General features: G+C 41.3%; 28 protein-coding genes and 4 tRNA genes. All 32 read right to left on the bottom strand.

Going from position 1 to position 26292, the window contains the following annotated elements; all coding sequences use genetic code 11:
* Position 1 precedes the first annotated feature (1 nt).
* The 32 genes from rplE to AACZ87_RS15910 all read right to left on the bottom strand — a co-directional run bounded on the left by rplE (position 2) and on the right by AACZ87_RS15910 (position 26278).
* Positions 2 to 562, bottom strand: a complete 561-nt coding sequence (gene rplE, locus AACZ87_RS16065) for a 50S ribosomal protein L5 (protein ID WP_086539684.1) — start codon at positions 560 to 562, stop codon at positions 2 to 4.
* Positions 555 to 899 carry a 50S ribosomal protein L24 gene (gene rplX / locus AACZ87_RS16060; protein ID WP_339868691.1) on the bottom strand — a complete coding sequence of 115 codons (345 nt, stop codon included), beginning with the start codon at positions 897 to 899 and terminating at the stop codon, positions 555 to 557. The genes rplE and rplX overlap by 8 nt, the downstream gene beginning before the upstream one ends.
* A 2-nt stretch (positions 900 to 901) precedes the next feature.
* On the bottom strand, positions 902 to 1270 hold the full coding sequence (gene rplN / locus AACZ87_RS16055) for a 50S ribosomal protein L14 (protein ID WP_086500285.1): 369 nt from the start codon (positions 1268 to 1270) through the stop codon (positions 902 to 904).
* 2 nt (positions 1271 to 1272) lie between these two features.
* A complete protein-coding gene (gene rpsQ, locus AACZ87_RS16050; protein WP_283414136.1) occupies positions 1273 to 1536 on the bottom strand; it encodes a 30S ribosomal protein S17 in 264 nt (87 codons plus the stop codon).
* A gap of 17 nt (positions 1537 to 1553) precedes the next feature.
* Positions 1554 to 1736, bottom strand: a complete 183-nt coding sequence (rpmC, locus tag AACZ87_RS16045; protein WP_283414135.1) for a 50S ribosomal protein L29 — start codon at positions 1734 to 1736, stop codon at positions 1554 to 1556.
* An 8-nt stretch (positions 1737 to 1744) separates the two neighbouring features.
* Complete coding sequence (gene rplP / locus AACZ87_RS16040; protein ID WP_283414134.1) at positions 1745 to 2164, bottom strand: 50S ribosomal protein L16; 420 nt, start codon at positions 2162 to 2164, stop codon at positions 1745 to 1747.
* A gap of 23 nt (positions 2165 to 2187) precedes the next feature.
* Entirely contained in the window at positions 2188 to 2919 is a 732-nt protein-coding gene (rpsC, locus tag AACZ87_RS16035) for a 30S ribosomal protein S3 (protein ID WP_086500275.1), read from the bottom strand.
* A gap of 9 nt (positions 2920 to 2928) precedes the next feature.
* A complete protein-coding gene (rplV, locus tag AACZ87_RS16030; RefSeq protein WP_283414133.1) occupies positions 2929 to 3321 on the bottom strand; it encodes a 50S ribosomal protein L22 in 393 nt (130 codons plus the stop codon).
* Positions 3322 to 3323: 2 nt separating this feature from the next.
* Entirely contained in the window at positions 3324 to 3602 is a 279-nt protein-coding gene (gene rpsS, locus AACZ87_RS16025; protein ID WP_057939455.1) for a 30S ribosomal protein S19, read from the bottom strand.
* 2 nt (positions 3603 to 3604) lie between these two features.
* Positions 3605 to 4429: a 50S ribosomal protein L2 gene (gene rplB / locus AACZ87_RS16020; protein WP_339868686.1), complete on the bottom strand. Its 825-nt coding sequence runs from the start codon at positions 4427 to 4429 to the stop codon at positions 3605 to 3607.
* A 13-nt stretch (positions 4430 to 4442) separates the two neighbouring features.
* Positions 4443 to 4730, bottom strand: a complete 288-nt coding sequence (gene rplW / locus AACZ87_RS16015; protein WP_111611451.1) for a 50S ribosomal protein L23 — start codon at positions 4728 to 4730, stop codon at positions 4443 to 4445.
* A gap of 4 nt (positions 4731 to 4734) precedes the next feature.
* On the bottom strand, positions 4735 to 5364 hold the full coding sequence (gene rplD / locus AACZ87_RS16010; protein WP_283414131.1) for a 50S ribosomal protein L4: 630 nt from the start codon (positions 5362 to 5364) through the stop codon (positions 4735 to 4737).
* 3 nt (positions 5365 to 5367) lie between these two features.
* Complete coding sequence (gene rplC / locus AACZ87_RS16005; protein WP_091692120.1) at positions 5368 to 6000, bottom strand: 50S ribosomal protein L3; 633 nt, start codon at positions 5998 to 6000, stop codon at positions 5368 to 5370.
* A 238-nt stretch (positions 6001 to 6238) separates the two neighbouring features.
* Positions 6239 to 6544 carry a 30S ribosomal protein S10 gene (rpsJ, locus tag AACZ87_RS16000; RefSeq protein WP_008203035.1) on the bottom strand — a complete coding sequence of 102 codons (306 nt, stop codon included), beginning with the start codon at positions 6542 to 6544 and terminating at the stop codon, positions 6239 to 6241.
* Positions 6545 to 6556: 12 nt separating this feature from the next.
* Positions 6557 to 8680, bottom strand: coding sequence for an elongation factor G (gene fusA / locus AACZ87_RS15995; protein ID WP_339868679.1), 2124 nt, complete (start codon positions 8678 to 8680; stop codon positions 6557 to 6559).
* Positions 8681 to 8685: 5 nt separating this feature from the next.
* Positions 8686 to 9153 (bottom strand): 30S ribosomal protein S7, encoded by a 468-nt coding sequence (gene rpsG, locus AACZ87_RS15990; RefSeq protein WP_283414129.1) that lies wholly within the window; start codon positions 9151 to 9153, stop codon positions 8686 to 8688.
* Positions 9154 to 9175: 22 nt separating this feature from the next.
* Complete coding sequence (gene rpsL / locus AACZ87_RS15985) at positions 9176 to 9574, bottom strand: 30S ribosomal protein S12 (protein WP_057939461.1); 399 nt, start codon at positions 9572 to 9574, stop codon at positions 9176 to 9178.
* Positions 9575 to 9672: 98 nt separating this feature from the next.
* The gene (locus tag AACZ87_RS15980; RefSeq protein ID WP_339868677.1) at positions 9673 to 9996 is read right to left on the bottom strand and encodes a DUF3467 domain-containing protein; all 324 of its coding nucleotides are present in this window, start codon (positions 9994 to 9996) and stop codon (positions 9673 to 9675) included.
* Positions 9997 to 10339: 343 nt separating this feature from the next.
* Complete coding sequence (gene rpoC, locus AACZ87_RS15975; RefSeq protein ID WP_339868675.1) at positions 10340 to 14653, bottom strand: DNA-directed RNA polymerase subunit beta'; 4314 nt, start codon at positions 14651 to 14653, stop codon at positions 10340 to 10342.
* 48 nt (positions 14654 to 14701) lie between these two features.
* The gene (gene rpoB / locus AACZ87_RS15970; RefSeq protein WP_339868673.1) at positions 14702 to 18577 is read right to left on the bottom strand and encodes a DNA-directed RNA polymerase subunit beta; all 3876 of its coding nucleotides are present in this window, start codon (positions 18575 to 18577) and stop codon (positions 14702 to 14704) included.
* A 156-nt stretch (positions 18578 to 18733) separates the two neighbouring features.
* Positions 18734 to 19114 (bottom strand): 50S ribosomal protein L7/L12, encoded by a 381-nt coding sequence (gene rplL / locus AACZ87_RS15965; protein WP_339868671.1) that lies wholly within the window; start codon positions 19112 to 19114, stop codon positions 18734 to 18736.
* 42 nt (positions 19115 to 19156) lie between these two features.
* The gene (gene rplJ / locus AACZ87_RS15960) at positions 19157 to 19699 is read right to left on the bottom strand and encodes a 50S ribosomal protein L10 (protein ID WP_339868669.1); all 543 of its coding nucleotides are present in this window, start codon (positions 19697 to 19699) and stop codon (positions 19157 to 19159) included.
* A 2-nt stretch (positions 19700 to 19701) separates the two neighbouring features.
* Positions 19702 to 20400 (bottom strand): 50S ribosomal protein L1, encoded by a 699-nt coding sequence (rplA, locus tag AACZ87_RS15955; RefSeq protein ID WP_057939467.1) that lies wholly within the window; start codon positions 20398 to 20400, stop codon positions 19702 to 19704.
* Between the two features lie 10 nt (positions 20401 to 20410).
* Positions 20411 to 20854, bottom strand: a complete 444-nt coding sequence (gene rplK / locus AACZ87_RS15950) for a 50S ribosomal protein L11 (RefSeq protein ID WP_339868667.1) — start codon at positions 20852 to 20854, stop codon at positions 20411 to 20413.
* Between the two features lie 3 nt (positions 20855 to 20857).
* A complete protein-coding gene (gene nusG, locus AACZ87_RS15945) occupies positions 20858 to 21415 on the bottom strand; it encodes a transcription termination/antitermination protein NusG (protein WP_283414123.1) in 558 nt (185 codons plus the stop codon).
* Between the two features lie 18 nt (positions 21416 to 21433).
* A complete protein-coding gene (gene secE, locus AACZ87_RS15940) occupies positions 21434 to 21622 on the bottom strand; it encodes a preprotein translocase subunit SecE (RefSeq protein ID WP_086543367.1) in 189 nt (62 codons plus the stop codon).
* A gap of 16 nt (positions 21623 to 21638) precedes the next feature.
* A tRNA-Trp gene (locus AACZ87_RS15935) sits at positions 21639 to 21712 on the bottom strand.
* Between the two features lie 119 nt (positions 21713 to 21831).
* On the bottom strand, positions 21832 to 23019 hold the full coding sequence (gene tuf / locus AACZ87_RS15930; RefSeq protein WP_339868664.1) for an elongation factor Tu: 1188 nt from the start codon (positions 23017 to 23019) through the stop codon (positions 21832 to 21834).
* Between the two features lie 63 nt (positions 23020 to 23082).
* A tRNA-Thr gene (locus tag AACZ87_RS15925) sits at positions 23083 to 23154 on the bottom strand.
* Between the two features lie 32 nt (positions 23155 to 23186).
* Positions 23187 to 23259 (bottom strand) — tRNA-Gly (locus AACZ87_RS15920).
* Between the two features lie 159 nt (positions 23260 to 23418).
* Positions 23419 to 23501: transfer RNA gene (locus AACZ87_RS15915), tRNA-Tyr, on the bottom strand.
* Positions 23502 to 23650: 149 nt separating this feature from the next.
* Entirely contained in the window at positions 23651 to 26278 is a 2628-nt protein-coding gene (locus AACZ87_RS15910) for a M1 family metallopeptidase (protein WP_339868663.1), read from the bottom strand.
* Positions 26279 to 26292 lie beyond the last annotated feature (14 nt).

Here is a 26292-nt window from a genome sequence, read left to right as displayed (position 1 = left end):
ACTATTCTTCTTTAGTTTTTTTAACGAAAGGCATTCCGAAAGCTTTGAATAATTCTAAGCTTTCCTCATCTGTTTTAGCAGAGGTAACGAATGTAATATCCATACCTGAGATTCTGTTGACTTTCTCAATGCTGATCTCAGGGAAGATAATTTGCTCTTGCACACCAAGTGTGTAATTGCCTCTTCCGTCAAATCCTTTATCAGAAATACCTTTGAAATCTCTTACACGTGGAAGTGCAATAGTGATCAAACGATCAAGGAATTCATACATAGTCTGACCTCTCAAAGTAACTTTAGCTCCGATTGGCATTCCTTCTCTCAACTTAAAGTTGGAAACAGAAGTCTTTGCGATAGTCGAAACAGCTCTCTGACCAGTGATCAAAGAAAGCTCTTCTACACCTTGGTCTACCAATTTTTTATCTGCTACAGCAGCTCCGATACCTTTGTTGAGAACAATTTTCTCCAACTTAGGTACTTGCATTACTGAAGAGTATTGGAATTTCTCTTTCAAAGCAGGGACGATTTCGTCCACGTACTTTTGTTTGATTCTTGGATTAGCCATTGATCACCTCCCCAGTTTTCTTAGAGTATCTTACTAATTTACCATTTTCACCTTCTTTGCGACCTGTTCTAGTGGCTTCACCAGTCTTAGGATCTACAAGTTTCAGGTTACTAATATGGATAGAAGCTTCTTTCTTATCGATACCGCCCTGAGGCTTAGCTGCTGTAGGCTTCACGTGTTTAGTGATCATGTTAAGACCTTCCACGATTGCTCTACTTTTTTGCTTATCTACAGAAAGTACTTTTCCTGTTTTGCCATTGTCATCACCTGCGATCACCTTTACAGTGTCACCAGTTTTGATATGAAGCTTTGTTTGCTTGTTCATTTTTCTTTCCATGATTACAATACTTCAGGAGCCAATGAAACGATTTTCATAAACTGCTTCTCTCTCAACTCTCTAGCCACTGGGCCGAAGATACGCGTGCCTCTTGGCTCATCGTTGTTGTTCAATAACACAGCTGCGTTGTCCTCGAAACGGATATAAGAACCGTCTTTTCTTCTTATTTCTTTACGAGTACGCACGATTACCGCTCTTGAAACGGTACCTTTTTTCATGCTGCTGGAAGAAAGCGCAGATTTTACTGTCACAACGACTTTATCGCCGATGGAAGCATATCGCTTTTTTGTTCCTCCCAATACGCGGATTACCAATACCTCTTTGGCACCAGAGTTGTCCGCTACGCTTAGTCTTGATTCTTGCTGGATCATAATTACTTAGCCCTTTCAATAATTTCAACTACTCTCCAACGCTTGTTCTTACTCAGCGGACGAGTTTCGCTGATTTTCACCAAGTCACCTGGGTTACAATCATTTGTCTCGTCATGAGCCATAAATTTGGTTGTTTTGGTAACAAACTTACCATAGATGGCGTGCTTTACGCGACGCTCGATCAATACGGTAATGGACTTATCCATCTTGTTACTTACCACCTTACCAATTCTTTCTTTTCGAAGATTTCTCTCTGTCGTAGCCATATTCTTTTTGTTAGCTATTATTTGGCAGCCAATGCAGTCTTTAATCTTGCGATAAAGCGCTTGGTCTCGCGGATTCTGTTAGGATTCTCTATAGGAGATATCGAGTGCGCAAACCTAAGTTTGGTTAGATTCTCCTGCTCAGCGACTAGTCGCTCGGCGATTTCACTGTTAGACAGTGATTTGATTTCAGTATTTTTCATAGTGCTTATTATTCAGCGTAATCTCTACGAACAACAAATCTAGTGCTTACAGGTAGCTTTTGCTGTGCAAGTCTCAACGCCTCTTTAGCTGTCTCCTGGCTCACGCCAGTAGCTTCGAAAAGGATCGTTCCTGGCTTGATAACGGCTACCCAATATTCTGGAGCACCTTTACCTTTACCCATACGAACCTCTGCGGGCTTTTTAGTGATAGGTTTGTCAGGGAATATTCTGATCCAAACCTGTCCTTCTCTTTTCATTGCTCTCGTCATCGCGATACGAGCTGCCTCGATCTGACGGGAGGTGATCCATCCTGCTTCAAGGGACTTGATGCCAAAGTTGCCAAAAGAAAGCGTATGCCCTCTTTGTGCAATGCCTTTGACACGGCCCTTTTGCATTTTCCTATATTTAGTTCTTTTTGGCTGTAACATGAGTTCTCACTTATGGGCGAAAATTAGTTATTTCTTTTTCTTCGTCTTGGACCATCATTTCTCTTAGGACCTGCATTACGAGCACCTTTAGGCTCATTAGCTGCTCCCTGATTAGGAGAAAGATCTCTCTTACCGTACACTTCACCTTTGAAGATCCAAACTTTGATTCCGATCAAGCCATATACCGTAAGGGCTTCTGACAAGGCGTAATCAATATCTGCTCTCAATGTGTGAAGAGGAATTCTTCCTTCTTTGTACATTTCAGAACGGGCCATTTCAGCTCCGCCTAGACGTCCAGAAAGTTTAACTTTAATTCCTTCCGCTCCCACTCTCATGGATGCTGCAATAGCTTGCTTCATAGCTCTTCTGAAAGAAATTCTTGCTTGAAGCTGCTGAGCGATTGATTCACCTACCAATTTCGCATCCAATTCAGGACGCTTGATCTCGAAGATATTAATCTGAATATCCTTGTTGGTGATATTCTTAAGTTCTTCTTTCAGTTTATCTACTTCGGCTCCACCTTTACCAATTACAACACCTGGACGGGCAGTATGTATCGTAAGAGTGATTCTTTTAAGCGTACGCTCAATAATCACTTTAGAAATACCTCCCTTAGGAATTCTGGCAAGGACGTACTTACGGATTTTCTGATCTTCATATAGCTTTTCAGCGAAGTCTTTCCCACCATACCAGTTGGAATCCCAGCCTTTGACTACACCAAGTCTAAATCCTATTGGGTTGATCTTTTGTCCCATAGTCTGTTCTTAATTTGCCTTTTCGTTTGTTTCTACTACATCAGCGGTAACTTCTTGCGTGTCGAATGAATCAACAATAAGCGTTACATGATTTGATCTCTTGCGGATTCTATGACCTCTACCTTGAGGAGCTGGTCTTAATCTCTTAAGCATTCTACCTTCATCTACCATTACAGTCTTGATGAATAGGTCAGCTTCTTCCAATTTGGCATCAGGGTTTTTCGCTTGCCAGTTGGCTACAGCGGAAAGCAACAACTTCTCAAGTCGAGCAGCTCCATGATTAGGAGTAAACTTCAATATGCTAAGTGCCAATCCTACTCTCTTGCCTCTGACAAGGTCAGCCACAAGGCGCATCTTACGCGGAGATGTAGGGACATTATTTAATTTTGCTAATGCTTCCATGATTATCTCTTTCCTTTATCTTTTTTGGCAATGTGGCCTCTGAAATTTCTGGTAGGAGCAAATTCACCTAGCTTATGACCTACCATGTTGTCTGTTACAAATACTGGAATGAATTTATTCCCATTATGCACAGCGAAGGTATGTCCTACGAAATCCGGAGAAATCATTGATTTTCTTGACCAAGTCTTGATTACCGATTTCTTGCCTGATTCGTTCTGAGCATCCACTTTTTTCACAAGATGGTGCTCGATATAAGGACCTTTTTTTAATGAACGTGCCATAATTATTTAGATCTTTTGCTTACGATGAACTTGTTTGAATACTTCTTAGGAGATCTTGTTTTCTTACCTTTAGACAATAGACCTTTTCTAGATCTAGGGTGTCCTCCAGAAGAACGACCTTCACCACCACCCATTGGGTGATCTACTGGGTTCATTGCTACCCCTCTTACACGAGGACGAGCTCCGAGCCATCTCTTACGACCGGCTTTACCCAATACTACGTTCATGTGATCACCATTGGAAACAGTTCCAATAGTTGCCATACACGTATTAAGAACAAGTCTCATCTCACCAGATGGAAGTTTCACTGTCACGTATTTCCCGTCACGGGCTACGATCTGTGCATAACCTCCGGCACTTCTTACCATTGCGGCACCTTTTCCTGGCTTCAACTCCAAACAGTGTACAATCGTACCCATTGGAATGTTCACCACTGGCATCGCGTTGCCCACTTCTGGAGCAACTTGCTCACCGGAAATCACTGTTTGTCCCACTGACAAACCTTCCGGGGCGATAATGTAGGCCTTCGCACCATCTGCATAATATAGTAGGGCAAGACGTGCTGTTCTGTTTGGATCATACTCGATAGATTTAACTACCGCAGGTACGCCGAACTTGTTTCTTTTGAAGTCTACAATACGTAGTCTTCTCTTATGACCACCGCCAATATTACGGACAGTCATTTTGCCTTCATTATTTCGTCCACCTGACTTCTTGATAGGAGCAAGAAGAGATTTTTCCGGCTTTGACGCTGTAATCTCGTCAAATGCTGGAGCTACTCTGAATCTTGTCCCTGGAGTTACAGGCTTCAACTTTTTAATTGCCATGATATAGATTCAATTAAATTTCTCCGTAAAAATCAATCACTTCACCGTCGGCTACTTGCACGATTGCTTTCTTGAAAGCATTGGTAAAGCCTGAAACCACTTTAGCTTTGGTGTATCTAGATTTATGCTTTGCTGCATATCTGATGGTTCTGATAGAAACCACTTTCACACCAAACGTTTTTTCTACAGCAAGTTTGATTTCCGGTTTCTTCGCAGTTTTTTCCACGATGAATCCATAAACGCCTCTTTCGTTCATGGCAGAAATCTTTTCTGTAATTAAAGGCTGCTTTAGAATATCCATTGTCTTATTTCGATAAAATGGTTTCCAACTTACTTAAAGAACCTTCACAGATCACTAGGTGATCAGCGTTAAGAACCTGGTAAGTATTTACATCATTTACAGTCACAACTTTTGCCTTTGGCAAGTTTCTGCTGGAAAGGAACACGTTAGCATTTTCCTCAGGAAGTACTAGTAACGTCTTCTTATCTCCTAGAGACAAACCGTTCAGCAATGCCAAGTAACTCTTAGTTTTTGGAGAGTCAAATGAAATGCTTTCCAATACTGACAAGCTGTTATCTTTCACTTTATAAGTAAGTGCAGATTTTCTGGCTAGTTGTTTTACCTTTTTATTCAATTTGAAAGAATAGTCTCTTGGCTGCGGGCCAAATACTCTTCCTCCTCCTCGGAATAGTGGCGACTTGATAGATCCAGCACGTGCACTACCAGTGCCCTTTTGCTTTTTGATCTTACGAGTAGAGCCAGCTATCTCATTTCTCTCCTTAGACTTGTGCGTACCTTGTCTTTGGTTTGCCAAGTACTGCTTTACATCAAGGTAGATCGCGTGATCGTTTGGTTCGATTGCGAAGATCTCATCAGACAAGCTGATTTTTCTACCTGTGTCTTCTCCTTTTTGATTAATTACTGCTAATTCCATGGCTTACTTCTCTAGAATAACGAAAGAATTTTTAGGACCAGGTACAGAACCAGAAACCAATAGTAGGTTTTTGTCAGCATAGATTTTCAACACTCTAAGGTTGACAACCTTCACTCTGTCTCCGCCCGTTCTACCAGCCATTCTCATTCCTTTGAATACTCTGGATGGCCAAGAACATGCACCAATTGAACCTGGGTGTCTACCTCTGTTGTGCTGACCGTGAGTTTGTCCACCCACACCAGCAAAACCATGACGTTTTACTACACCCTGGAATCCTTTACCTTTTGAAGTTCCGATAGCATCTACGAAGTCACCTTCGATAAATACCTCACCAGCCTTCACAGTAGCTCCTAGATTTACCTGGCCTTCAAATTCGACCCGGAACTCTCTGAACTCAACAACTTTGTGCTTTGGTGTTGTACCAGCCTTTTTAAAATGACCGATCAATGGTTTTGGCGTATTTTTCTCTTTACGCTCACCATAAGCCAACTGCACTGCGTTGTACCCGTCTGTTTCAACGTTTTTTACTTGCGTCACTACACAAGGACCAGCTTCTATTAGCGTGCATGCGACGTTACGTCCATCGGCACTGAAAATGCTAGTCATTCCTACTTTTCTACCTATTATACCAGACATCTTTTATAAGATAATATAATAACCCACAGGCATTTGTCTGCCGGGGCTCCTTTTAAAGGACTGCAAAGTTACTGAAATAAAATTCTGTAACAAATCCGAAATCCTAAATTTTAACTCTATTGCAAAATATTTCCGTTGTGACTCAGGCATTTATAGCCCTAGAGCCTCCGTATAAACCCACTTAAGCAAAAAAGACCTGCTCCGAAAAGCAGGTCTTTAGTATATTAATCCAGTCCGATCAAACTTTGATCTCTACATCAACTCCACTTGGAAGCTCGATTTTCATCAAAGCATCTACCGTTTTGGAGGAGTTAGAGTAGATATCCACCAATCTCTTGTAAGTACAAAGTTGGTATTGATCTCTAGCTTTCTTAGACACGTGTGGAGATTTCAATACGGTGAATTTCTCCTTCTTTGTAGGCAATGGAATTGGCCCTACTACTACTGCGCCAGTGGCTTTCACTGCCTTTACAATCTTCTCTGATGACTTATCCACCAGGCTGTGATCGTATGATTTTAATTTTATTCTGATTTTCTGATTCATCGCAAATATTATTTAGTCCTTCTGACCTTTTACTGTAGCAATTACACCTTCGGCAATGTTGTTAGGCACTGACTCATAGTGAGAGAATGTCAATGAAGCTGTAGCTCTACCAGATGTGATAGTTCTTAGATCAGTAATGTAACCGAACAACTCAGACAATGGTACAGATGCTTTGATTACAGAAGAAGTACCTTTAGTGTCCATTCCCTTCATCAAACCTCTTCTTCTATTCAAGTCACCAGTGATTGGACCAGTGTACTCATCAGGAGAAACCACATCTACTGCCATAATTGGCTCAAGCAATTGAGGCTTACATCTTTTAGCGGCATCTTTGAAGCCAAGTCTAGCTGCTAATTCAAAAGAAAGAGCATCTGAATCGACATCGTGGAATGATCCATGGAACAATCTCACTTTCATAGACTCGATAGGATAACCTGCCAAAGGACCATTTTTCATGGACTCAGCAAATCCTTTCTGTATGGAAGGGATAAATTCTTTAGGGATTACACCACCTACGATAGCGTTTACAAACTCAAGACCTGGCTTGATTTCTCCAGTTTCTGGATCTGGATCTCTCGGGCTAAGTTCGAATGATATATCCGCAAATTTACCCTTACCACCTGTCTGCTTCTTGTAAACTTCTTTATGTTCAACAGAACCAAATAAAGCTTCTTTGTAAGCCACTTGAGGAGCTCCTTGGTTGATTTCAACCTTGAATTCTCTCTTCAAACGATCGATGATAATATCCAAGTGAAGTTCACCCATTCCTCTCAAGATAGTCTGACCAGTTTCGTGATCAGTGTTCACTTGAAGTGTAGGATCTTCTTCTACTAGTTTAGCGATAGCCATACCTAGCTTATCAACGTCAGCTTGAGTCTTAGGCTCGATAGCATAACCAATTACAGGCTCAGGGAATACCATTGATTCCAATACCACCTTACGGCTTTCGTCGCAAAGTGTATCACCAGTTTTGATATCTTTAAAGCCTACCACTGCACCAATATCACCAGCTCTTAGGGCATCGATTTGGTTTTGCTTGTTAGCATGCATTTGGAAAACTCTAGAAATACGCTCTTTATTTCCAGAACGGCTATTGTATATATAAGAACCTGAATTCAGGATACCTGAATAAGCTCTTACAAAGCAAAGACGACCTACAAATGGATCTGTAGCAATTTTGAAAGCAAGTCCTGCAAATGGCTCAGTCTCATCAGGAGAGATTCTTACGTCTTTCTCCTCGTCATCTATATCATGTGCAATGATATCGTCCTTATCCATAGGAGAAGGAAGCAATTCCATTACTAGATCAAGCATGGTCTGAACACCTTTGTTTTTGAAAGAAGATCCACATACCATAGGTACAATCTTCATGTCAATCACTGCTTTTCTCAAAGCTTTAAGGATTTCCTGCTCAGTGATGGACTCTGAATCCTCAAAGAATTTCTCCATCAAAGACTCATCGTAATCAGCAACAGCTTCAAGCAAGTACTCCCTGTATTCCGCTACTTCGTCTAGCATATCTTCAGGAATCGGAACTTCTTCGAAAGTCATTCCGAAATCTTCCTCATTCCATACGATCGCACGGTTATTGATCAAATCAACTACACCGCGGAATCTATCTTCAGCACCGATAGGAAGTTGCAAAGGAACAGCGTAGCTGCCTAGCATTTCTTTTACCTGCTTACAAACCTCAAGGAAGTTTGCGCCGGCACGGTCCATTTTGTTTACGAATCCAATACGGGCAACTTTATAGTTATCCGCAAGTCTCCAGTTAGTCTCGGACTGTGGCTCTACGCCATCTACAGCACTGAAAAGGAATACCAATCCATCGAGAACACGAAGTGATCTGTTTACTTCAACAGTAAAATCAACGTGACCGGGAGTATCGATGATGTTGATCTGGTATTTTTTCTCTCTGTAATTCCAAAAAACGGTAGTCGCAGCAGAAGTAATAGTAATACCTCTTTCCTGCTCCTGAGCCATCCAGTCCATGGTAGCTGCACCGTCGTGAACCTCACCTATTTTGTGAGATACGCCCGAATAAAAAAGAATTCGTTCTGTCGTTGTAGTTTTACCCGCATCAATGTGCGCGGCAATACCAATATTTCTGGTAAGTGTTAAATCTCTTTTAGCCATATTGATTAGAATCTAAAGTGGGAGAATGCTTTGTTGGCCTCAGCCATTCTGTGCGTATCATCTTTCTTCTTCACTCCGGCACCTTCGCCTTTGGAAGCAGCGATAATTTCGCCAGCTAGTCTGTCCATCATTGTCTTCTCACCTCTTCTTCTGGCGTAGCTGATCATCCATTTCATTCCCAATGCAACCTTTCTGTCAGGACGGACTTCCATTGGAACCTGGAATGTAGCACCACCAACTCTACGACTCTTCACCTCAACGGATGGAGAAATATTGTTTAGCGCTTTTTTCCAAACTTCAAGACCATTCTCACCTACTTTTTCTTCAACTTTTTCTACTGCATCGTAGAAAATTCTGTAAGCAATACTCTTCTTCCCATCTACCATTAGGTTGTTCACGAATCTAGTCACTAGCGTATCGTTGAACTTCGGATCAGGAAGAATATATCTCTTCTTTGGTTTCGCTTTTCTCATTTTTTCTAAATGTTATAAAGTATTATTTCTTTGCCGGAGCGCCTTTTCCAGCCTTCGGTCTTTTAGCACCATACTTAGAGCGACCTTGCTTACGGTCTTTAACTCCTGCGGTATCTAGTGCACCACGGATGATGTGATATCTCACACCTGGTAGATCTTTCACACGACCACCTCTGATCAAGACGATCGAGTGTTCTTGTAGATTGTGACCTTCTCCAGGAATGTAAGCATTCACTTCTTTTCCGTTTGTCAATCTCACCCTCGCCACTTTTCTCATTGCAGAGTTTGGCTTCTTAGGGGTTGTAGTGTATACTCTGGTACAAACTCCTCTTCGCTGTGGACATGCATCCAAAGCTCTAGATTTTGATTTGGTCTCCAGTGTAGTTCTACCTTTTCGTACTAACTGTTGAATAGTAGGCATTAACTGATAAAATTTAGTTTTCCCGTAAACTGTTAAATTTTGGACTGCAAAGGTAAACAAAGTAATAAGAGTAACAAAGCTAAGCAGTTATATTTTTACTAGGCTTCTCCCGGTGTTCCGAAACTTATCGGAAACTGGGGTGCTCCTCCTGACTGGCTTATCTTTCCAAAGGCTGCTTCATACTTCTCGATATTATCTTTTAAAGCTGAAAGCAACCTCTTCGCATGATCCGGAGTCACGATGATTCGTGACTTCACTTTTGCCTTGGGCACGCCAGGCATCAGGCGAATAAAATCAATAACAAATTCTGAATTAGAATGAGCAATCATCGCCAAATTGGAATATACTCCCTCAGCAACTTCTTCTGAAAGCTCTACATTAATCTGCTGGTCTGCTTTTTTTTGTCCGTTGTCGTCTTGCATGGTTGATGTTATTTATATAATTATCCCTAATGATGCCAGTACCGCTATTTCCTTTGTTTATTAGGCTGGAAGACAGATGACAGGTGACCGAAGTAGCCTCAATGCCATTGTTGATCCAACTCTGTAATGCATAAGTCTCTTAACTATTAACAAGGAGACTAATGAATACTAAATTACCTATAACCAATTAACTAGCTTATTTATCCAGTTGGCAACTCTGGTTCATCATAAGATATCTAAACTGCGTTCTCTGCGCAAACCTTCGCGTCCACCGCGGTTAATAAAGACATTCATAAAAAAGGCCTGTCGCGAAACAGGCCTTTTAAATTAATTTACTAGAATATTACAGGATTGCTTCGCTTGATCTTTTAGCGTTACGCTCCATGTTTTCTGAAAGCTTCTCATATTCTTCCTGAGAACCCACGATGATTGGCTGCAATCTTCTCTGGCCGGTACCGGCAGGAATCAAGTGACCAACGATTACGTTCTCTTTCAGACCTTTCAATTCATCTCGTTTGCCTCTGATAGCTGCCTCGGAAAGCACCTTAGTAGTCTCCTGGAAGGAAGCTGCAGAGATAAATGACTCAGTACCCAAAGATGCGGCAGTGATACCCTGTAGTGTAGGCTTAGAAACCGCAGTTTCAGCATCACGTACTTGCACCAGCTTAAGATCCTTACGCTTCAAGCTAGAATTCTCATCTCTCAATCTTCTTGCAGAGATAATCATACCTGGCTTCAACGTAGAAGAATCACCAGCATCCATAACCACCTTACGGTCAAGAATATTATCATTCTCTTCTCTGAATGCCCACTTATCCACTACTTGGTTCTGCAGGAATCCAGTATCACCAGCATCAAGGATTTCAACTTTCTGCATCATTTGAGATACGATCACCTCGATATGCTTATCGTTGATTTTCACACCTTGAAGACGATAGACTTCCTGGATTTCATTTACTAAGTATTCTTGAACAGCAGTTGGGCCTTTGATAGACAAGATATCATTTGGAGTGATCGCTCCATCAGAAAGTGGTTCACCAGCTCTGATAAAGTCATTCTCCTGAACCAAGATATGCTTAGAAAGAGATACCATGTATTTCTTAATTACTCCATCTTTGGACTCAATGATGATTTCTCTGTTACCTCTCTTGATACCTCCATAAGATACTACACCATCAATTTCAGAAACTACAGCCGGATTGGATGGGTTTCTTGCTTCGAATAGCTCGGTAACTCGTGGAAGACCACCGGTAATATCTCTAGTCTTACCAACAGATCTTGGGATTTTCACCAAGATTTGACCTGATTTCACTTTGTCTCCAGCCTCAATTGCCAAGTGAGCTCCTACAGGAATGTTATATCCTTTAGACTCTTCACCATAGTTGACAATGATTGCAGGGTTCTTAGTTCTATCTTTTGTATCGATAATTACTTTCTCACGGAAGCCTGTCTGATCATCGGACACTTCTTTGAAAGTAACGCCTTCTACGATTGCTTCGAATTCAATTTTACCATCGAATTCAGATAGGATAACTGCATTATATGGATCCCACTTACAAAGAGTCTGACCCTTAGTAACTTTCTCCTTATCCTTCACATTGACAATTGAACCATATGGGGCATGATTAGACACTAATGTCTTACCTGTCTTAGGATCATTCACTTTGATCTCACCAGATCTACCCATGACCACCGTTACTGGTTCGCCATCCTTATTGGTAGTCTCGATTAATCTCAATTCATCGTCAAATTCTACAACACCGTCGAACTTAGCTATCACACTCGCTTCTACAGCCATGTTTGATGCAGTACCACCTACGTGGAAAGTTCTAAGTGTAAGCTGAGTACCAGGCTCACCGATTGATTGTGCAGCGATAACACCTACAGATTCACCTGTCTGTACCATATGGCCAGATGAGGTTAGATTTCTTCCGTAGCATTTCCCACATACACCTCTACGAGTCTCACACGTCAATACAGATCTGATCTCAACCTCGTCAATACCAGATTCGTCAATCAACTGAGCAACCTCATCGCTGATCATAACTCCTGATTCAATGATCAACTCATCCGTTTCTGGATGGTATATATCATGGACAGAAACTCTACCTACAACTCTCTCAGAAAGTGGCTCGACGATATCGTCATTATCTCTCAATGGCTGAACCATCAATCCTCTCAAACTACCACAATCGTCTTCAGTCACAATCATATCCTGCGCCACATCCACTAGACGTCTGGTTAGGTAACCAGCATCGGCAGTTTTCAATGCAGTATCGGCGAGACCTTTACGTGCACCGTGCGTAGAGATAAAGTATTCCAATACATCCAGTCCTTCTTTGAAGTTTGAAAGGATTGGGTTTTCAATGATCTCACCTACAGAACCTTGAAGGTTTTTCTGTGGCTTAGCCATCAAGCCTCTCATACCACCCAGCTGACGAATTTGTTCTCTGGAACCACGGGCTCCTGAGTGCATCATCATGTAGATCGCATTGAATCCTTGCTTATCCTCTTCCATCTGCTTCATTAGATTATTAGTCAAATGAGAGTTGGTACGAGTCCAAATATCAATTACTTGATTGTATCGTTCGTTATCCGTGATTAGACCCATTAGGTAGTTGTTCCATACTTGGTCAACTTCGTCTTTGGCCTTAGTAATCATCGGCTCTTTTTCTTCTGGGATGATTACATCATTCAGACCCATAGATAGACCTCCTTTGTAGGCCATCTGGAATCCAAGGTTTTTGATATCATCTAAGAATTGAGCTGTACGTGCCATTCCACACACCTTAACCACCTTAGCAATAATCTGCTGAAGTTTTTTCTTGGTCAAAAGCTCATTTACATAACCTACTTCTTTTGGTACGAACTGGTTGAAAATCAATCTACCGGCTACGGTTTCAATGATCTCATCCTTGTAACCTCCATCTTCGGTTCTTACCTGCACTTTACACTTGATATTCGCATGTTTGGAGATTTGCTCTTCATTCATTGCGATAATCACTTCTTCAGTGCTGTAGAATGTCATTCCTTCACCTGGAACCTTCTCCTCTGGAGTAGATCTCTTACCTTTGGTCACGTAGTATAGACCCAATACCATATCCTGAGAAGGTACAGTAATCGGAGCTCCGTTAGCAGGGTTAAGAATATTGTGCGAAGAAAGCATCAACGTAGAAGCTTCCAAGATTGCCTCATGTCCAAGCGGTACGTGAACTGCCATCTGGTCACCGTCAAAATCGGCGTTGAATGCAGTACATACCAATGGGTGAAGCTGGATAGCTTTTCCTTCTATTAGTTTTGGCTGGAAAGCCTGGATACCTAATCTGTGAAGCGTAGGAGCACGGTTAAGGAGCACAGGGTGTCCTTTTAGTACATTTTCCAAAATATCCCAAACCACTGGATCTTTACGATCAACAATTTTCTTGGCCGACTTAACTGTCTTCACAATACCTCTTTCGATCAGTTTTCTGATGATGAAAGGCTTGAAAAGTTCAGCAGCCATATTTTTAGGGAGACCACACTCGTGAAGCTTCAACTCTGGTCCTACCACGATCACAGAACGACCGGAGTAATCCACACGCTTACCGAGCAAGTTTTGACGGAATCGACCTTGCTTACCTTTCAACATATCAGAAAGGGATTTTAAAGCACGGTTTCCATCAGATCTTACCGCATTTACTTTTCTAGAGTTATCGAATAGAGAATCTACAGCTTCCTGAAGCATTCTTTTTTCGTTTCTCAAAATGACCTCTGGAGCTTTGATATCTATCAAACGCTTCAGACGGTTGTTTCTGATGATAACTCTTCTATAAAGGTCATTCAAATCAGAAGTCGCGAAACGACCGCCATCCAAAGGAACCAATGGACGCAATTCAGGTGGGATCACAGGAACCATACGAACTACCATCCACTCAGGACGGTTTTCGATTCTGGTTCTAGCATCACGGAATGCTTCTACCACTTTCAGTCTCTTAAGTGCTTCTGCCTTTCTCTGCTGAGAAGTATCAGTAGCAGCTTGGTGACGAAGTGCATACGAAAGGTCATCCAAATCAATTCTTGCCAATAGCATCTCCAACGCTTCAGCACCCATTTTGGCGATGAATTTATTTGGATCCTCATCGTCAAGCATATGGTTTTCCTTAGGAAGCTTGTCCATGATATCCAAGTATTCATCCTCAGTCAAGAAGTCCAGATACTGAACACCCTCTTCTGCTTTGATACCTGCCTGAACAACCGCATAACGCTCGTAATAGACAATCTGATCAAGCTTCTTGGTTGGAAGTCCAAGAAGATAACCGATTTTATTAGGAAGAGATTTGAAATACCAAATGTGAGCAACTGGAACTACCAGTTCGATGTGCCCCATTCTCTCTCTTCTTACTTTCTTCTCTGTAACCTCTACACCGCAGCGATCACAGATAATACCTTTATACCTGATGCGCTTGTACTTGCCACAATGACACTCCCAGTCTTTTACCGGACCAAAGATTCTCTCACAGAACAAACCACCCATTTCAGGCTTGTAGGTTCTATAGTTGATCGTCTCTGGCTGGGTCACTTCACCGTTTGAGCTATCCAGAATAGATTCTGGGGAAGCCAAACTAATGGTGACTCTGGAAAAATCATTGTTAAGTTTTTTATTTTTTCTGAACGCCATAGTTTTTTGAAAGATATGTAAAGGGCTCTTGCGAGCCCATTCGCTTTATTAATCTAGGGTAATTTCAAGAGCCAAACCTCTCAACTCATGAACCAATACGTTGAATGATTCAGGAATATTTGGTTTTGGAAGGTTTTCACCTTTCACAATCGCTTCGTAAGCTTTTGCTCTACCAATTACGTCATCAGACTTCACTGTCAGGATCTCCTGAAGTACGTGTGATGCACCGAATGCCTCAAGTGCCCAAACTTCCATTTCTCCGAAACGCTGACCACCAAACTGAGCTTTACCACCCAATGGCTGCTGCGTGATCAAAGAGTATGGACCGATTGAACGTGCGTGCATCTTATCATCTACCAAGTGACCAAGTTTCAGCATGTATGCGATACCTACTGTAATTGGCTGGTCAAATTTAACACCTGAAAGACCATCGTATAGGTAAGTACGTCCATAAGCTGGAAGACCTGCCAATTCCAATTCGTGAGATACTTCTTCCATAGAAGCACCATCAAAGATTGGTGTAGCGTATTTCTTATCCAGCTTCTGTCCAGCCCAAGCCAATACAGTTTCAAAGATCTGCCCGATGTTCATACGAGAAGGTACACCTAGTGGATTCAATACGATATCCATTGGAGTTCCATCCTCTAGGAAAGGCATATCCTCGTCTCTTACGATTCTAGCAACGATACCTTTGTTACCGTGACGGCCCGCCATCTTATCACCTACTTTAAGCTTACGCTTTTTAGCGATGTACACTTTGGCAAGTTGAACGATACCAGCAGGAAGTTCATCTCCTACCTCAAGAGTGAATCTTTCTCTCTTGAAGGTACCAGCAATCTCATTTCTTGAATTGATGAAGTTTTTCACCAATTGAGCAATCAACTCATTGGTATGAGGATCATTGGTCCAATCGTCAAGAACGATATCAGAAATAAGGTTAGCCTCTTCCGGAACATTGTAATTGCTCTCATCTCTGTAAGGATTCTTAGCAGGGAAAAGATTATTTTCAATGTTCTTAGCATTAAACTTCTGTCCTTTAGTGATGATCTCATCACCAAACTTATGCTTAACGCCTTGTGAAGTTTTACCATCAAGGATAGTCACCATCTTATTAATCATTCGAGCTCTGATGCCCAATAGATCTTTAGAGTATCTACCTTTAAGTTTTTCAACCTCCGCCTTAGACTTAGCTCTTACGTCTTTGTCTTTCTTTGGCCTTGCGAAAAGCTTAGTCTCGATCACCACACCATTCAATGAAGGTGAAGCTTTCAAAGAAGCATCTTTCACGTCACCAGCTTTATCACCGAAGATTGCTCTAAGCAATTTCTCTTCCGGAGTAGGATCAGTCTCTCCTTTTGGAGTGATCTTACCGATGATGATATCGCCTTCCTTCACTTCAGCTCCTATCGCAATGATACCATGCTCATCAAGATTTTTAACTGCTTCTTCAGAGACGTTAGGAATTTCAGAAGTCAATTCTTCTTCACCTCTCTTTGTATCACGAACTTCCAGTTGGAATTCTTCTACGTGGATTGAAGTAAAGATATCTTCTCTTACTACTCTCTCAGAGATTACGATCGCATCCTCAAAGTTGTATCCTTGCCATGGCATGTAAGCCACTTTCAGGTTTTTACCAAGAGCAAGCTCACCGTTATTAGTAGAGTAACCTTCTACTAGAACCTGACCTTTTTTCACTTTCTGGCCTTTAAGCACCAAAGGAGTAAGGTTGATTGTAGTATCCTGGTTCGTTCTTCTGAATTTGATCAAATCATAAGACTTGTACTCATCTGTGAAATTCACCAAAAGCTCATCATCAGTCAGGTCATACTTAATGACAATTTTCTTAGCGTCCACATAATCTACTACACCACTTGCTTCCGCAATGATGAGAGATCTAGAATCTACAGCTGCTTTTGCCTCAAGACCAGTACCTACGATAGGTGCTTCCGCTTTCAACAAAGGAACTGCTTGACGTTGCATGTTTGACCCCATCAATGCACGGTTCGCATCATCATGCTCCAAGAAAGGAATCAAAGATGCCGCAACAGATACAATTTGGTTAGGAGCAACGTCCATATAGCTAATTTCAGATGGCTCCAATACTGGGAAGTCACCCTCAAATCTTGCTTTTACTTTTTCATTGATAAACTTACCAGTTTCGTCCAATGGAGCATTTGCCTGAGCAATGTTATGATCGTCTTCTTCTTCAGCCGTTAGGAACAAAACATCCTCAGCTTTAAGACTGGCTTTTCCATCCTTCACCTTACGATAAGGAGTTTCAAGGAAGCCCATTGAGTTCACTTTAGCATGAACACATAGCGAAGAAATCAAACCAATGTTTGGACCTTCTGGAGTTTCGATAGTACATAGACGACCGTAGTGCGTATAGTGAACATCTCGAACCTCAAATCCTGCTCTTTCTCTAGATAGCCCCCCTGGACCCAAAGCCGAAAGTCTTCTCTTGTGAGTCAACTCCGCCAATGGATTGGTTTGATCCATGAACTGAGAAAGTTGGTTTGTACCAAAGAATGAATTGATCACAGAAGAAAGCGTACGTGCGTTGATCAAATCGACTGGTTTAAAGTCTTCATTGTCACGAACGTTCATTCTTTCACGGATCGTTCTGGCCATTCTTGCCAAACCTACACCGAACTGGCTGTAGAGCTGCTCGCCTACAGTTCTTACACGTCTATTGCTCAAGTGGTCAATATCATCGACCACAGCCTTAGAGTTGATAAGTCCAATTAGGTATTTTACGATGTTGATAATATCTTCTTTCGTAAGAACGATTTTATCAGAATCGATGTCAAGACCTAGTTTCTTGTTGATTCGATAACGACCAACTTCACCCAGATCATAACGCTTATCAGAGAAGAACAAGCTATGAATCACCTCACGAGCCGTTGACTCATCAGGAGCTTCAGTGTTTCTCAACTGACGGTAGATAACCTCTACTGCCTCTTTTTCAGAGTTAGAGCTATCTTTTTGTAATGTATTATAGATGATTGAGTAATCAGCTACGTTCACATCTTCTCTATGAAGAATAATGCTTTTCGAGCCTGAATCCAAAATCATTTCAATGTCTTCGTCTGTAAGAACGGTATCACGCTCTAGCAAAACCTCATTTCTATCGATAGAGACTACTTCACCAGTATCTTCATCAACGAAATCTTCTACCCAAGTTCTTAGAACCCTCGCAGCAAGCTTACGGCCAGCTACTTTTTTCATTGCTGTTTTCGTAGCATTGACTTCTTCAGATAGCCCGAACAGATCAAGAATATCTTTATCAGAGCCATAGCCAATTGATCTTAGCAAAGTAGTTACAGGAAACTTCTTCTTACGATCGATGTAAGCATACATGACATTATTAATATCAGTAGCAAATTCAATCCAAGATCCTTTGAAAGGGATAATTCTGGCGGAGTAAAGTTTCGTACCATTGGTATGCTTGCTTTGCGCAAAGAACACACCTGGTGAACGGTGAAGTTGTGAAACAATAACTCGTTCTGCACCATTAATTACAAATGACCCTTTCTCGGTCATATACGGAAGATTACCTAAGAATACTTCTTGCTCAATCGTTTCGAAATCTTCATTATCCTCATCATGACAAAGTAATCTCAACTTTGCTTTCAACGGTACAGAGTAGGTCAAGCCACGGTCAATGCATTCGCTCACAGAATATTTCGGTGGGTCTACTGCGTAGTCAATAAACTCAAGAGTAAAATTCTCTCTAGAATCACTGATTGGGAAGTTTTCTGCGAATACTTTAAATAAACCGTCTGCCCGGCGCTTTTCAGCTGGAGTATCCAATTGGAAAAAGTCTTTGAAAGACTGCAACTGAATATCTAGAAAATCCGGATAGTTTTTGACCACCTTAATGGAGGAGAAACTTTTCCTTTCGGTTTGATTCTTGATAGCCAAGGTAGTGTATGTTTATGGTGAAATGTTATTAGCGAAATAATCTTATTTTCGCTTAGAATAATGCAATTTTAAACCTGTGCATAAACAGGAAAAGACCTGACTAAAATAGTCAGGTCTTAGGTGTGAACCCCAACCTAATAGTTGCGGTTCAGCAAATTATTTGATCTCTACTTCAGCACCAGCTTCTTCCAAAGACTTCTTCAAGCCTTCAGCTTCGTCCTTAGCTACACCTTCTTTCAATGCTTTAGGAGCAGAGTCAACTAGTTCTTTAGCCTCTTTAAGACCAAGACCTGTCAATTCTTTTACAAGCTTAACAACTGCCAGTTTAGATCCACCAGCAGCTTTCAAGATTACGTCGAAAGTCGACTTCTCTTCTTCAGCTGCAGCTTCTCCAGCACCAGCACCACCTGCTACAACTACTGCGCCTGCAGCAGCTGGCTCGATGCCATACTGATCCTTAAGGATATCTGTCAATTCTTTAACCTCTTTTACAGTCAAGTTTACCAACTGATCTGCAAGTTGCGTAAGATCTGCCATTGTATTTGAAATTTAATATTTGTTTGAATTATTTTTTTAAACTTATTTTTCCTCTCTATCAGCAAGCGTTTTAAGCACACCAGTAATGTTGTTCTGGCCACTTTGCAATGCTGAGATAAGATTCATCGCTGGAGATTGTAGCAAGCTGATTAGATCGCCTAACAATTCCTCCTTTGACTTCAACTTAGATAACATTTCTAGGTTTTCTTCTCCGATGAAAATATCTGCATCGATAGAAGCGCCTTTAAATGCTGGCTTAGTTGCTTTTTTTCCTAATTTTTTTCTAAAATCCAGCAATACGTTTGCTGGAAGATTACTCGTCTCTTTTGAGAATAAAATTCCAGAGAATCCCTTCAATGCTTTTTCTGACAACTCCGAGAAGTCAGCATCTAAATTTTCCAGCGCTTTAGTAACAAGGGTGTTTTTGTACACTTTGTACTCAACGCCTTTGTCAAAACAAGCTCTTCTGAAAGCATTCACTTGAGCTACAGAAAAACCTGAAGCATCAGTGATATAGAAGAAAGGGTTTTCTTTAAATTTCTCAGTAAGACCGTCGATTATTATTTTCTTTTCGTCTCTAGTCATGATTAAATTCCTTGAATGCTACCCTTGTCCACTGCTATACCAGGAGACATTGTACTGGATAAATGAATACTCTTGAAATATGTTCCTTTAGAGGATGAAGGCTTAAGCTTAGAGATTGTAAGGATAAGTTCTTTTACATTCTCTTCGATCTGCGCTGCAGTGAAGGATGCCTTACCGATACCCGCGTGAATAATTCCAAATTTATCTACTTTGAAATCAATTTTACCCGCTTTTACTTCTCTTACTGCCTTAGCTACATCCAGAGTAACAGTTCCTGATTTAGGATTTGGCATAAGACCTCTTGGTCCTAATACTCTACCCAATCTACCTACTTTCGCCATTACGTTAGGCATAGTGATGATGACATCAATGTCAGTCCATCCGCCTTCGATTTTAGCTATGTAGTCGTCCAAGCCTGCGTAATCTGCACCTGCTTCGGTTGCTTCTGCTACTTTGTCAGGAGTACAAAGCACCAATACTTTGATGTCTTTGCCTGTACCATGAGGAAGCGCAACAACGCCTCTTACCATTTGATCTGCTTTACGTGGATCTACACCCAAACGGATGTCAAGATCTACAGAAGCGTCAAACTTCGTCATAGTAATATCCTTCACGATAGTAGAAGCTGCCTCCAGGGAGTACACTTGGCTTGGGTCGTACTTAGAAAGAGCTTCTTTTTGCTTTTTTGTTAACTTAGCCATTGTTTTTTATTTATACTTCCCAAGGGGCTTTACCAGATACTGTGATTCCCATGCTTCGTGCTGTACCAGCTACCATTTTCATAGCAGACTCAACTTTGAAAGCATTAAGGTCAGGCATTTTAACCTCTGCAATCTCCTTAACCTGATCCCAGGTTACTGATCCCACCTTCTTACGGTTTGGTTCAGCAGAACCGCTTTTAAGTTTCGCAGCCTCTAGCAACATGTTCGCTGCAGGAGGAGTTTTTACTACGAAGTCAAAAGACTTGTCTGAGTAGATAGTAATCAATACTGGAAGCACTTGACCCATTTTTTCTTGGGTACGTGCATTGTACTGCTTACAAAACTCCATTATGTTCAGACCCTTGGAACCAAGAGCTGGACCTACTGGAGGCGACGGGTTTGCCTGGCCACCTTTCACTTGTAGTTTTAAATAACCAGTGATTTCCTTAGCCATTGCTTAGTCTTGTTTTTCTACTTGTATAAAGTTTAATTCGACAGGAGTATTTCGGCCGAAGATCTTAACCATAACATTAAGTTTTTTCTTCTCCTCAAATATCTCCTCTATTGTTCCGGTAAATCCACTGAAAGGACCGTCCATTACTTTGACAGTCTCTCCGACTATAAATGGTGTATCCAGTTTCTCTGCGAACTCGTCGATCTCTTCAACCTTACCTAAAATACGGTTGATTTCTGACTGACGAAGTGGCTCAGGGGTTTTGGAAGCCCCACCTGAGTTTGATCCTAAGAAACCGATTACTCCCGGAATACTTGTAATTACGTGATTGGCCTCACCATTTGAGAGATCCGCATTGACTAAAACGTAGCCAGGAAAGAAGTTTCTCTCTCTAACTCGCTTTTTACCGTTACGCATCTCGTATACTTTCTCTGAAGGTATTAGGACTTCAGGAATAAAATCTCCAATCGCCTGTCTGGAAATTTCATTATCCAAATAGGTTTTAGTTTTTTTCTCCTGCCCCGCTACTACTCTGAGTACGTACCATTTATGTTCAGCCATTCTGTAATGTCAATTCTATTAGAATAAATCGTAAAACCATTTCATGATGTTCTCAAATCCTAAATCCACCACGCCTATAAATAGGGCAAAGATCAAAGAAGCGACTAACACCAATACTGCACTATTTTGAAGAAATGAAAATTTCGGCCAGGTGACCTTATTTACCATTTCGTCATAAGACTCTAGGACAAAGTTTTTTAGATTCATAGTGTACTTAACTTACTGGCACGGGCAGAGAGATTCGAACTCCCATCAACGGTTTTGGAGACCGCTATTCTGCCGTTGAACTATGCCCGTGTAAATGAACGCCCCGCTAATGGGAACGCAAAATTAGGTATTGATTACTAAAGAAACAAATGCGATCCCAAAATAATTTGAGATCGCATTGTATAAATAGTCAATCTGTGATTGATGAATTAGTCAAGAATTTCAGTAACCTGACCAGCTCCTACTGTTCTACCACCCTCACGGATCGCAAAACGAAGACCTTTCTCAAGAGCAACTGCGTTAAGCAAAGTCACTTCGATAGTCACGTTATCACCTGGCATTACCATCTCAACGCTTTCTGGAAGTTTGATCTCACCAGTTACGTCAGTAGTTCTAAGGTAGAACTGTGGACGGTATTTGTTGAAGAATGGCGTGTGACGTCCACCTTCTTCTTTAGAAAGAACGTAAACTTCAGCGTTGAAGTGAGCGTGAGGCTTCACAGATCCTGGCTTACAGATAATCATACCACGTTTGATTTGTGATTTTTCAATACCTCTTAGCAATAGACCTACGTTATCACCAGCTTCACCTCTGTCAAGAATCTTACGGAACATCTCAACACCAGTTACTGTAGACTTAAGTCCTTCAGCACCCATACCGATGATATCAACAGGCTCTCCAGAGTTGATTACACCTCTTTCAATTCTACCAGTAGCTACTGTACCACGACCAGTGATCGAGAATACGTCCTCTACAGGCATCAAGAAATCTTTGTCAACAGCTCTTTCTGGAAGAGGGATATAAGAATCAACAGCATTCATCAATTCCATTACAGTTTCAACCCACTTTTCTTCACCGTTCAATGCACCAAGTGCAGAACCAGCGATTACAGGGATATTGTCACCGTCGAATTCGTAGAAAGAAAGTAGTTCTCTGATTTCCATTTCCACAAGCTCAAGAAGCTCAGGATCGTCAACCATATCTACTTTATTCATAAATACTACTAGTTGAGGTACACCTACCTGGCGAGCTAGAAGGATGTGCTCTCTAGTTTGAGGCATTGGTCCGTCAGTAGCTGCTACTACTAGTATAGCGCCGTCCATTTGGGCAGCACCAGTTACCATGTTCTTAACGTAATCAGCGTGACCTGGACAATCTACGTGAGCGTAGTGTCTGTTTTCAGTTTGATATTCTACGTGAGAGGTGTTAATGGTGATACCTCTTTCTTTTTCTTCCGGTGCATTATCGATAGAAGAAAAGTCTCTTAATTCAGATAGACCCTTACTAGCCAGAACGGTAGTGATGGCAGCAGTCAAAGTGGTCTTTCCATGATCTACGTGACCAATCGTACCGATATTAACGTGCGGCTTGGAACGGTCGAATTGTGCTTTTGCCATGCGTGAAAATCCTCAGTTTAAGTTTAAAGATAAATTTATTTTTTTTCAATATAAGCCGAAATGAGCCAACGAGGGGATTTGAACCCCTGACCCCTTCCTTACCAAGGAAGTACTCTACCCCTGAGCTACGTCGGCTTAGACTCTTATGCTTTCCGTAGAAAGCAAAGAGCGGGAGACGAGGCTCGAACCCGCGACCTGCAGCTTGGAAGGCTGCCGCTCTACCAACTGAGCTACTCCCGCTTGTAATCTTTTGAGATGAAATCATCTCTGCCGCTCTACCTCTAGGTACTAGATCTTGCGATTTATACCTTGGAGAGCTACTTCCCTATAAATCTGGTCTTATCCAGATTTTTTTCGCCCAGCAAAATTAGGAAAAAATTTTGCATTAGGACAATAGTGTGGGGGAAATAGGATTCGAACCTATGAAGACTTAAGTCAACGGATTTACAGTCCGTCCCAGTTGGCCGCTTTGGTATTCCCCCAACTAACGCTACTTTTCAAACCTTTCTCTCTGGCTTTTCTATCGTAACGGATGGCAAAATTAGAGGCTTTTATTAAAGATTCAAAACATGCATTTCAAATTTGATGAGATTTTGTTGTTTTTATTTCCAAACAATTAAAAATCAAGCCATTAATTTTCATCTTTTAGTGCTTCTAAAAAATATTGGTAATACTGAACTAGGTCGGTATCCTTTTCCAGTGATGCTACATCACTGATTCTTTTCAAAATCTCAGGATCATCAGAAAAACCCAATAGTCCTTGAAATGCCCCCAAACGAATGTAGCTTCTCGAATCAGAAGACATTCTTTGTAATAGAAAAGTGACTGCATTATCCTCACCCTCTTCAGGGAACCGGCTGAAATATTCTCCAAAATACCCAAGGTAATAGTACAATCCCTCTCCTGATATAGTGTTTGCCTGGTCTATAAACCAATCTCCTTTTCCGGGAATGGCATTAGTAATGTAGTAATCAGCCACAGGAATTACCATTCGAAAGTTACTCTCTGTAGCGTAGCCTTCAATCACCGCTGGATCTACAGTTTGCGACTCCATCGTTACGAGACCCATCAGCGCAGATCCTGCTACCAAATAGGAAGAATCCTGTGCTAACTTTAGAAATGTTGTGTAAAAGTCATCTGGAGAAAATGCTGAAAGCACATCCAACGCTCCTGCTCTGACTGAATTTCTAGTATCATTTAGCGCCATGTCGCTAATTTTTCGAGCTAATTCAGGCGTATCTTCGAGCCACTCTGGATATCCTTGGAGAATAGATAAGGCTAATTCTCTGACCGACCAAAACTGGTCTGTCAATGCCTCAGGGATAATTGACTCCAATTCAGTCACGGCCTCCCAAGTAGCAAGACTATCCAGTGCTTCATACCTTGTAACGCCAACATTGGAAACTCTAAATTGCTGGCGCATTTTTTCTGTGTTTTTTCCAAAAGACTTTTTGGCTAGGAGATTTTTCTGTTCGTCAACAAAAACCAAGTCCACCGAATTTTCATTTTCTAAAGAAATTTGCTGAGAAGCCTTGGTTATTATAAAGCGCTTACTTTTTCGCACTTTCCCTTCATACCAGCTCACATCCAAAGGAAGTTGATACAGTGGTGTTGTGTTCAAATTTTGTTGTTGAGTGACGGTTATTTTAATGTTTGTTGGGTCTGAGTAATCAAAATCGAAGTGAAGATCTGGATGTCCTTTTGCTAGAAACCACTGGTTGAAAAACCAATTCAAATCCTCTCCGCTCACCTTTTCCATAGCTATTCTGAGATCATTCACTTCTACATTCCCAAAGGCATGTTCAGTCAAATAATAATTCAAACCCCTATAAAACGCCTCTTCCCCCAGGTACTCGCGAAGCATGTGAATTATTACTCCGCCTTTGGAGTAACTATGCGAGTCAAACAAATCTTCTGCATCCTGATATTCAAATCGTATCAGCGGGACTTGCTTAGTCAATGCTTCGGTGAAATAATTTTCTGTTTCTGCTATCAGCTTGAGTTTTGCCTCATCTTCACCATACTTATATTCGTTCCATAGGAACTCACTGTAATTAGCAAAGCCTTCATTCAATGTAAGATTTGCCCACGATTCCATGGTCACATAATCGCCAAACCATTGATGAAAAAGCTCATGAGCAATGATGTAATCCATCTCAGAATCAATCGCTTCCCGTTCGGTAAGTCTTAGTTCCTCCATGAAAATAGACACCGTAGTATTCTCCATCGCGCCGGAAACAAAATCTCGAACAACTACCTGATCATACTTAGGCCAGGGATACCGCACACCAAGTAATTCGGAAAAGAAACCAATCATCTCAGGGGTATTTCTAAATACTTTTTCAGCTCCCTTTTCATACCCTTTTTCCACAAAGTAACCCAACGGAACATCCTCCCAATTAGCTTCAATCTTACCAAAATCACCTATGGCAAATGCAGACAAATAGGCTGAATGTGGAAGTTTCATTTCCCAATAATCCTTCCTCATTCCATTTCCCAAATTCTCTTGCTTGATTAATTCTCCATTACCAATAGTCATCAGCGTATCTGAAACAGTCAATTTTATCAGCTGAGTGAATTTATCATTGGGAGAATCTATCGTAGGAAACCACTTCGAACTGTGCGCAGTCTCGCCTTGCGTCCAGATCATGGTCGGCTTACCTGGCAAAGTATCAAGCGGATCTATAAAATAAAGGCCTTTGGTATCCGTAATAGCCTCACTACCCCCACCGGCATTTCTCTCTGGAAAGGCCTTATAATCTAAGACAATCCGAAAAGTATCCGATCTAGACAATTCTCTAGGGAGGTGAATGTGAATTTTATCCTCATCGTAATCATAAGGAACCGATGCAGAAGTTCCATCCTGAATAAATAATATCTCCCCCAATTCAAAATCCTGCGCATTAAGAACCAATTCTTGACTTGGATAGAAAAAAGGTTTTATCGTCAGCTCAGCTTTCCCAAGTACTAGTTGATTTTGGTAGTCAAATGATAAATCCAAGTCAGTGTGGAGTATATCAAAATCTTTTTTGGCTGCTGGCTTATAGGCTTCAATTTCAAGCTCCTTCTCTGCGACAAGTGCTTCTAAAGCTGTGCTATCGACTTTTTTCAAGGGGATTTCCACTATCTCCCTATCTTCAAGCTCCTGAGTTAAGACTTGAGTTGATTTACATGCAATCCCGAAAAGAAGAAAAATAACCGACAAACCAGTTGAAGAAATCCATTTGGTTTTTGGCGTATGCTTAGCTAATTGATTCATTTTTAAAACGTATG

Origin of the sequence: uncultured Algoriphagus sp., from assembly GCF_963974365.1 — a bacterium.
In the GTDB taxonomy this organism is placed as follows: Bacteria; Bacteroidota; Bacteroidia; order Cytophagales; family Cyclobacteriaceae; genus Algoriphagus.
The sequence above is the reverse complement of the archived record's forward strand: the minus strand, read 5'-3'. Positions and strand labels throughout refer to the sequence as shown.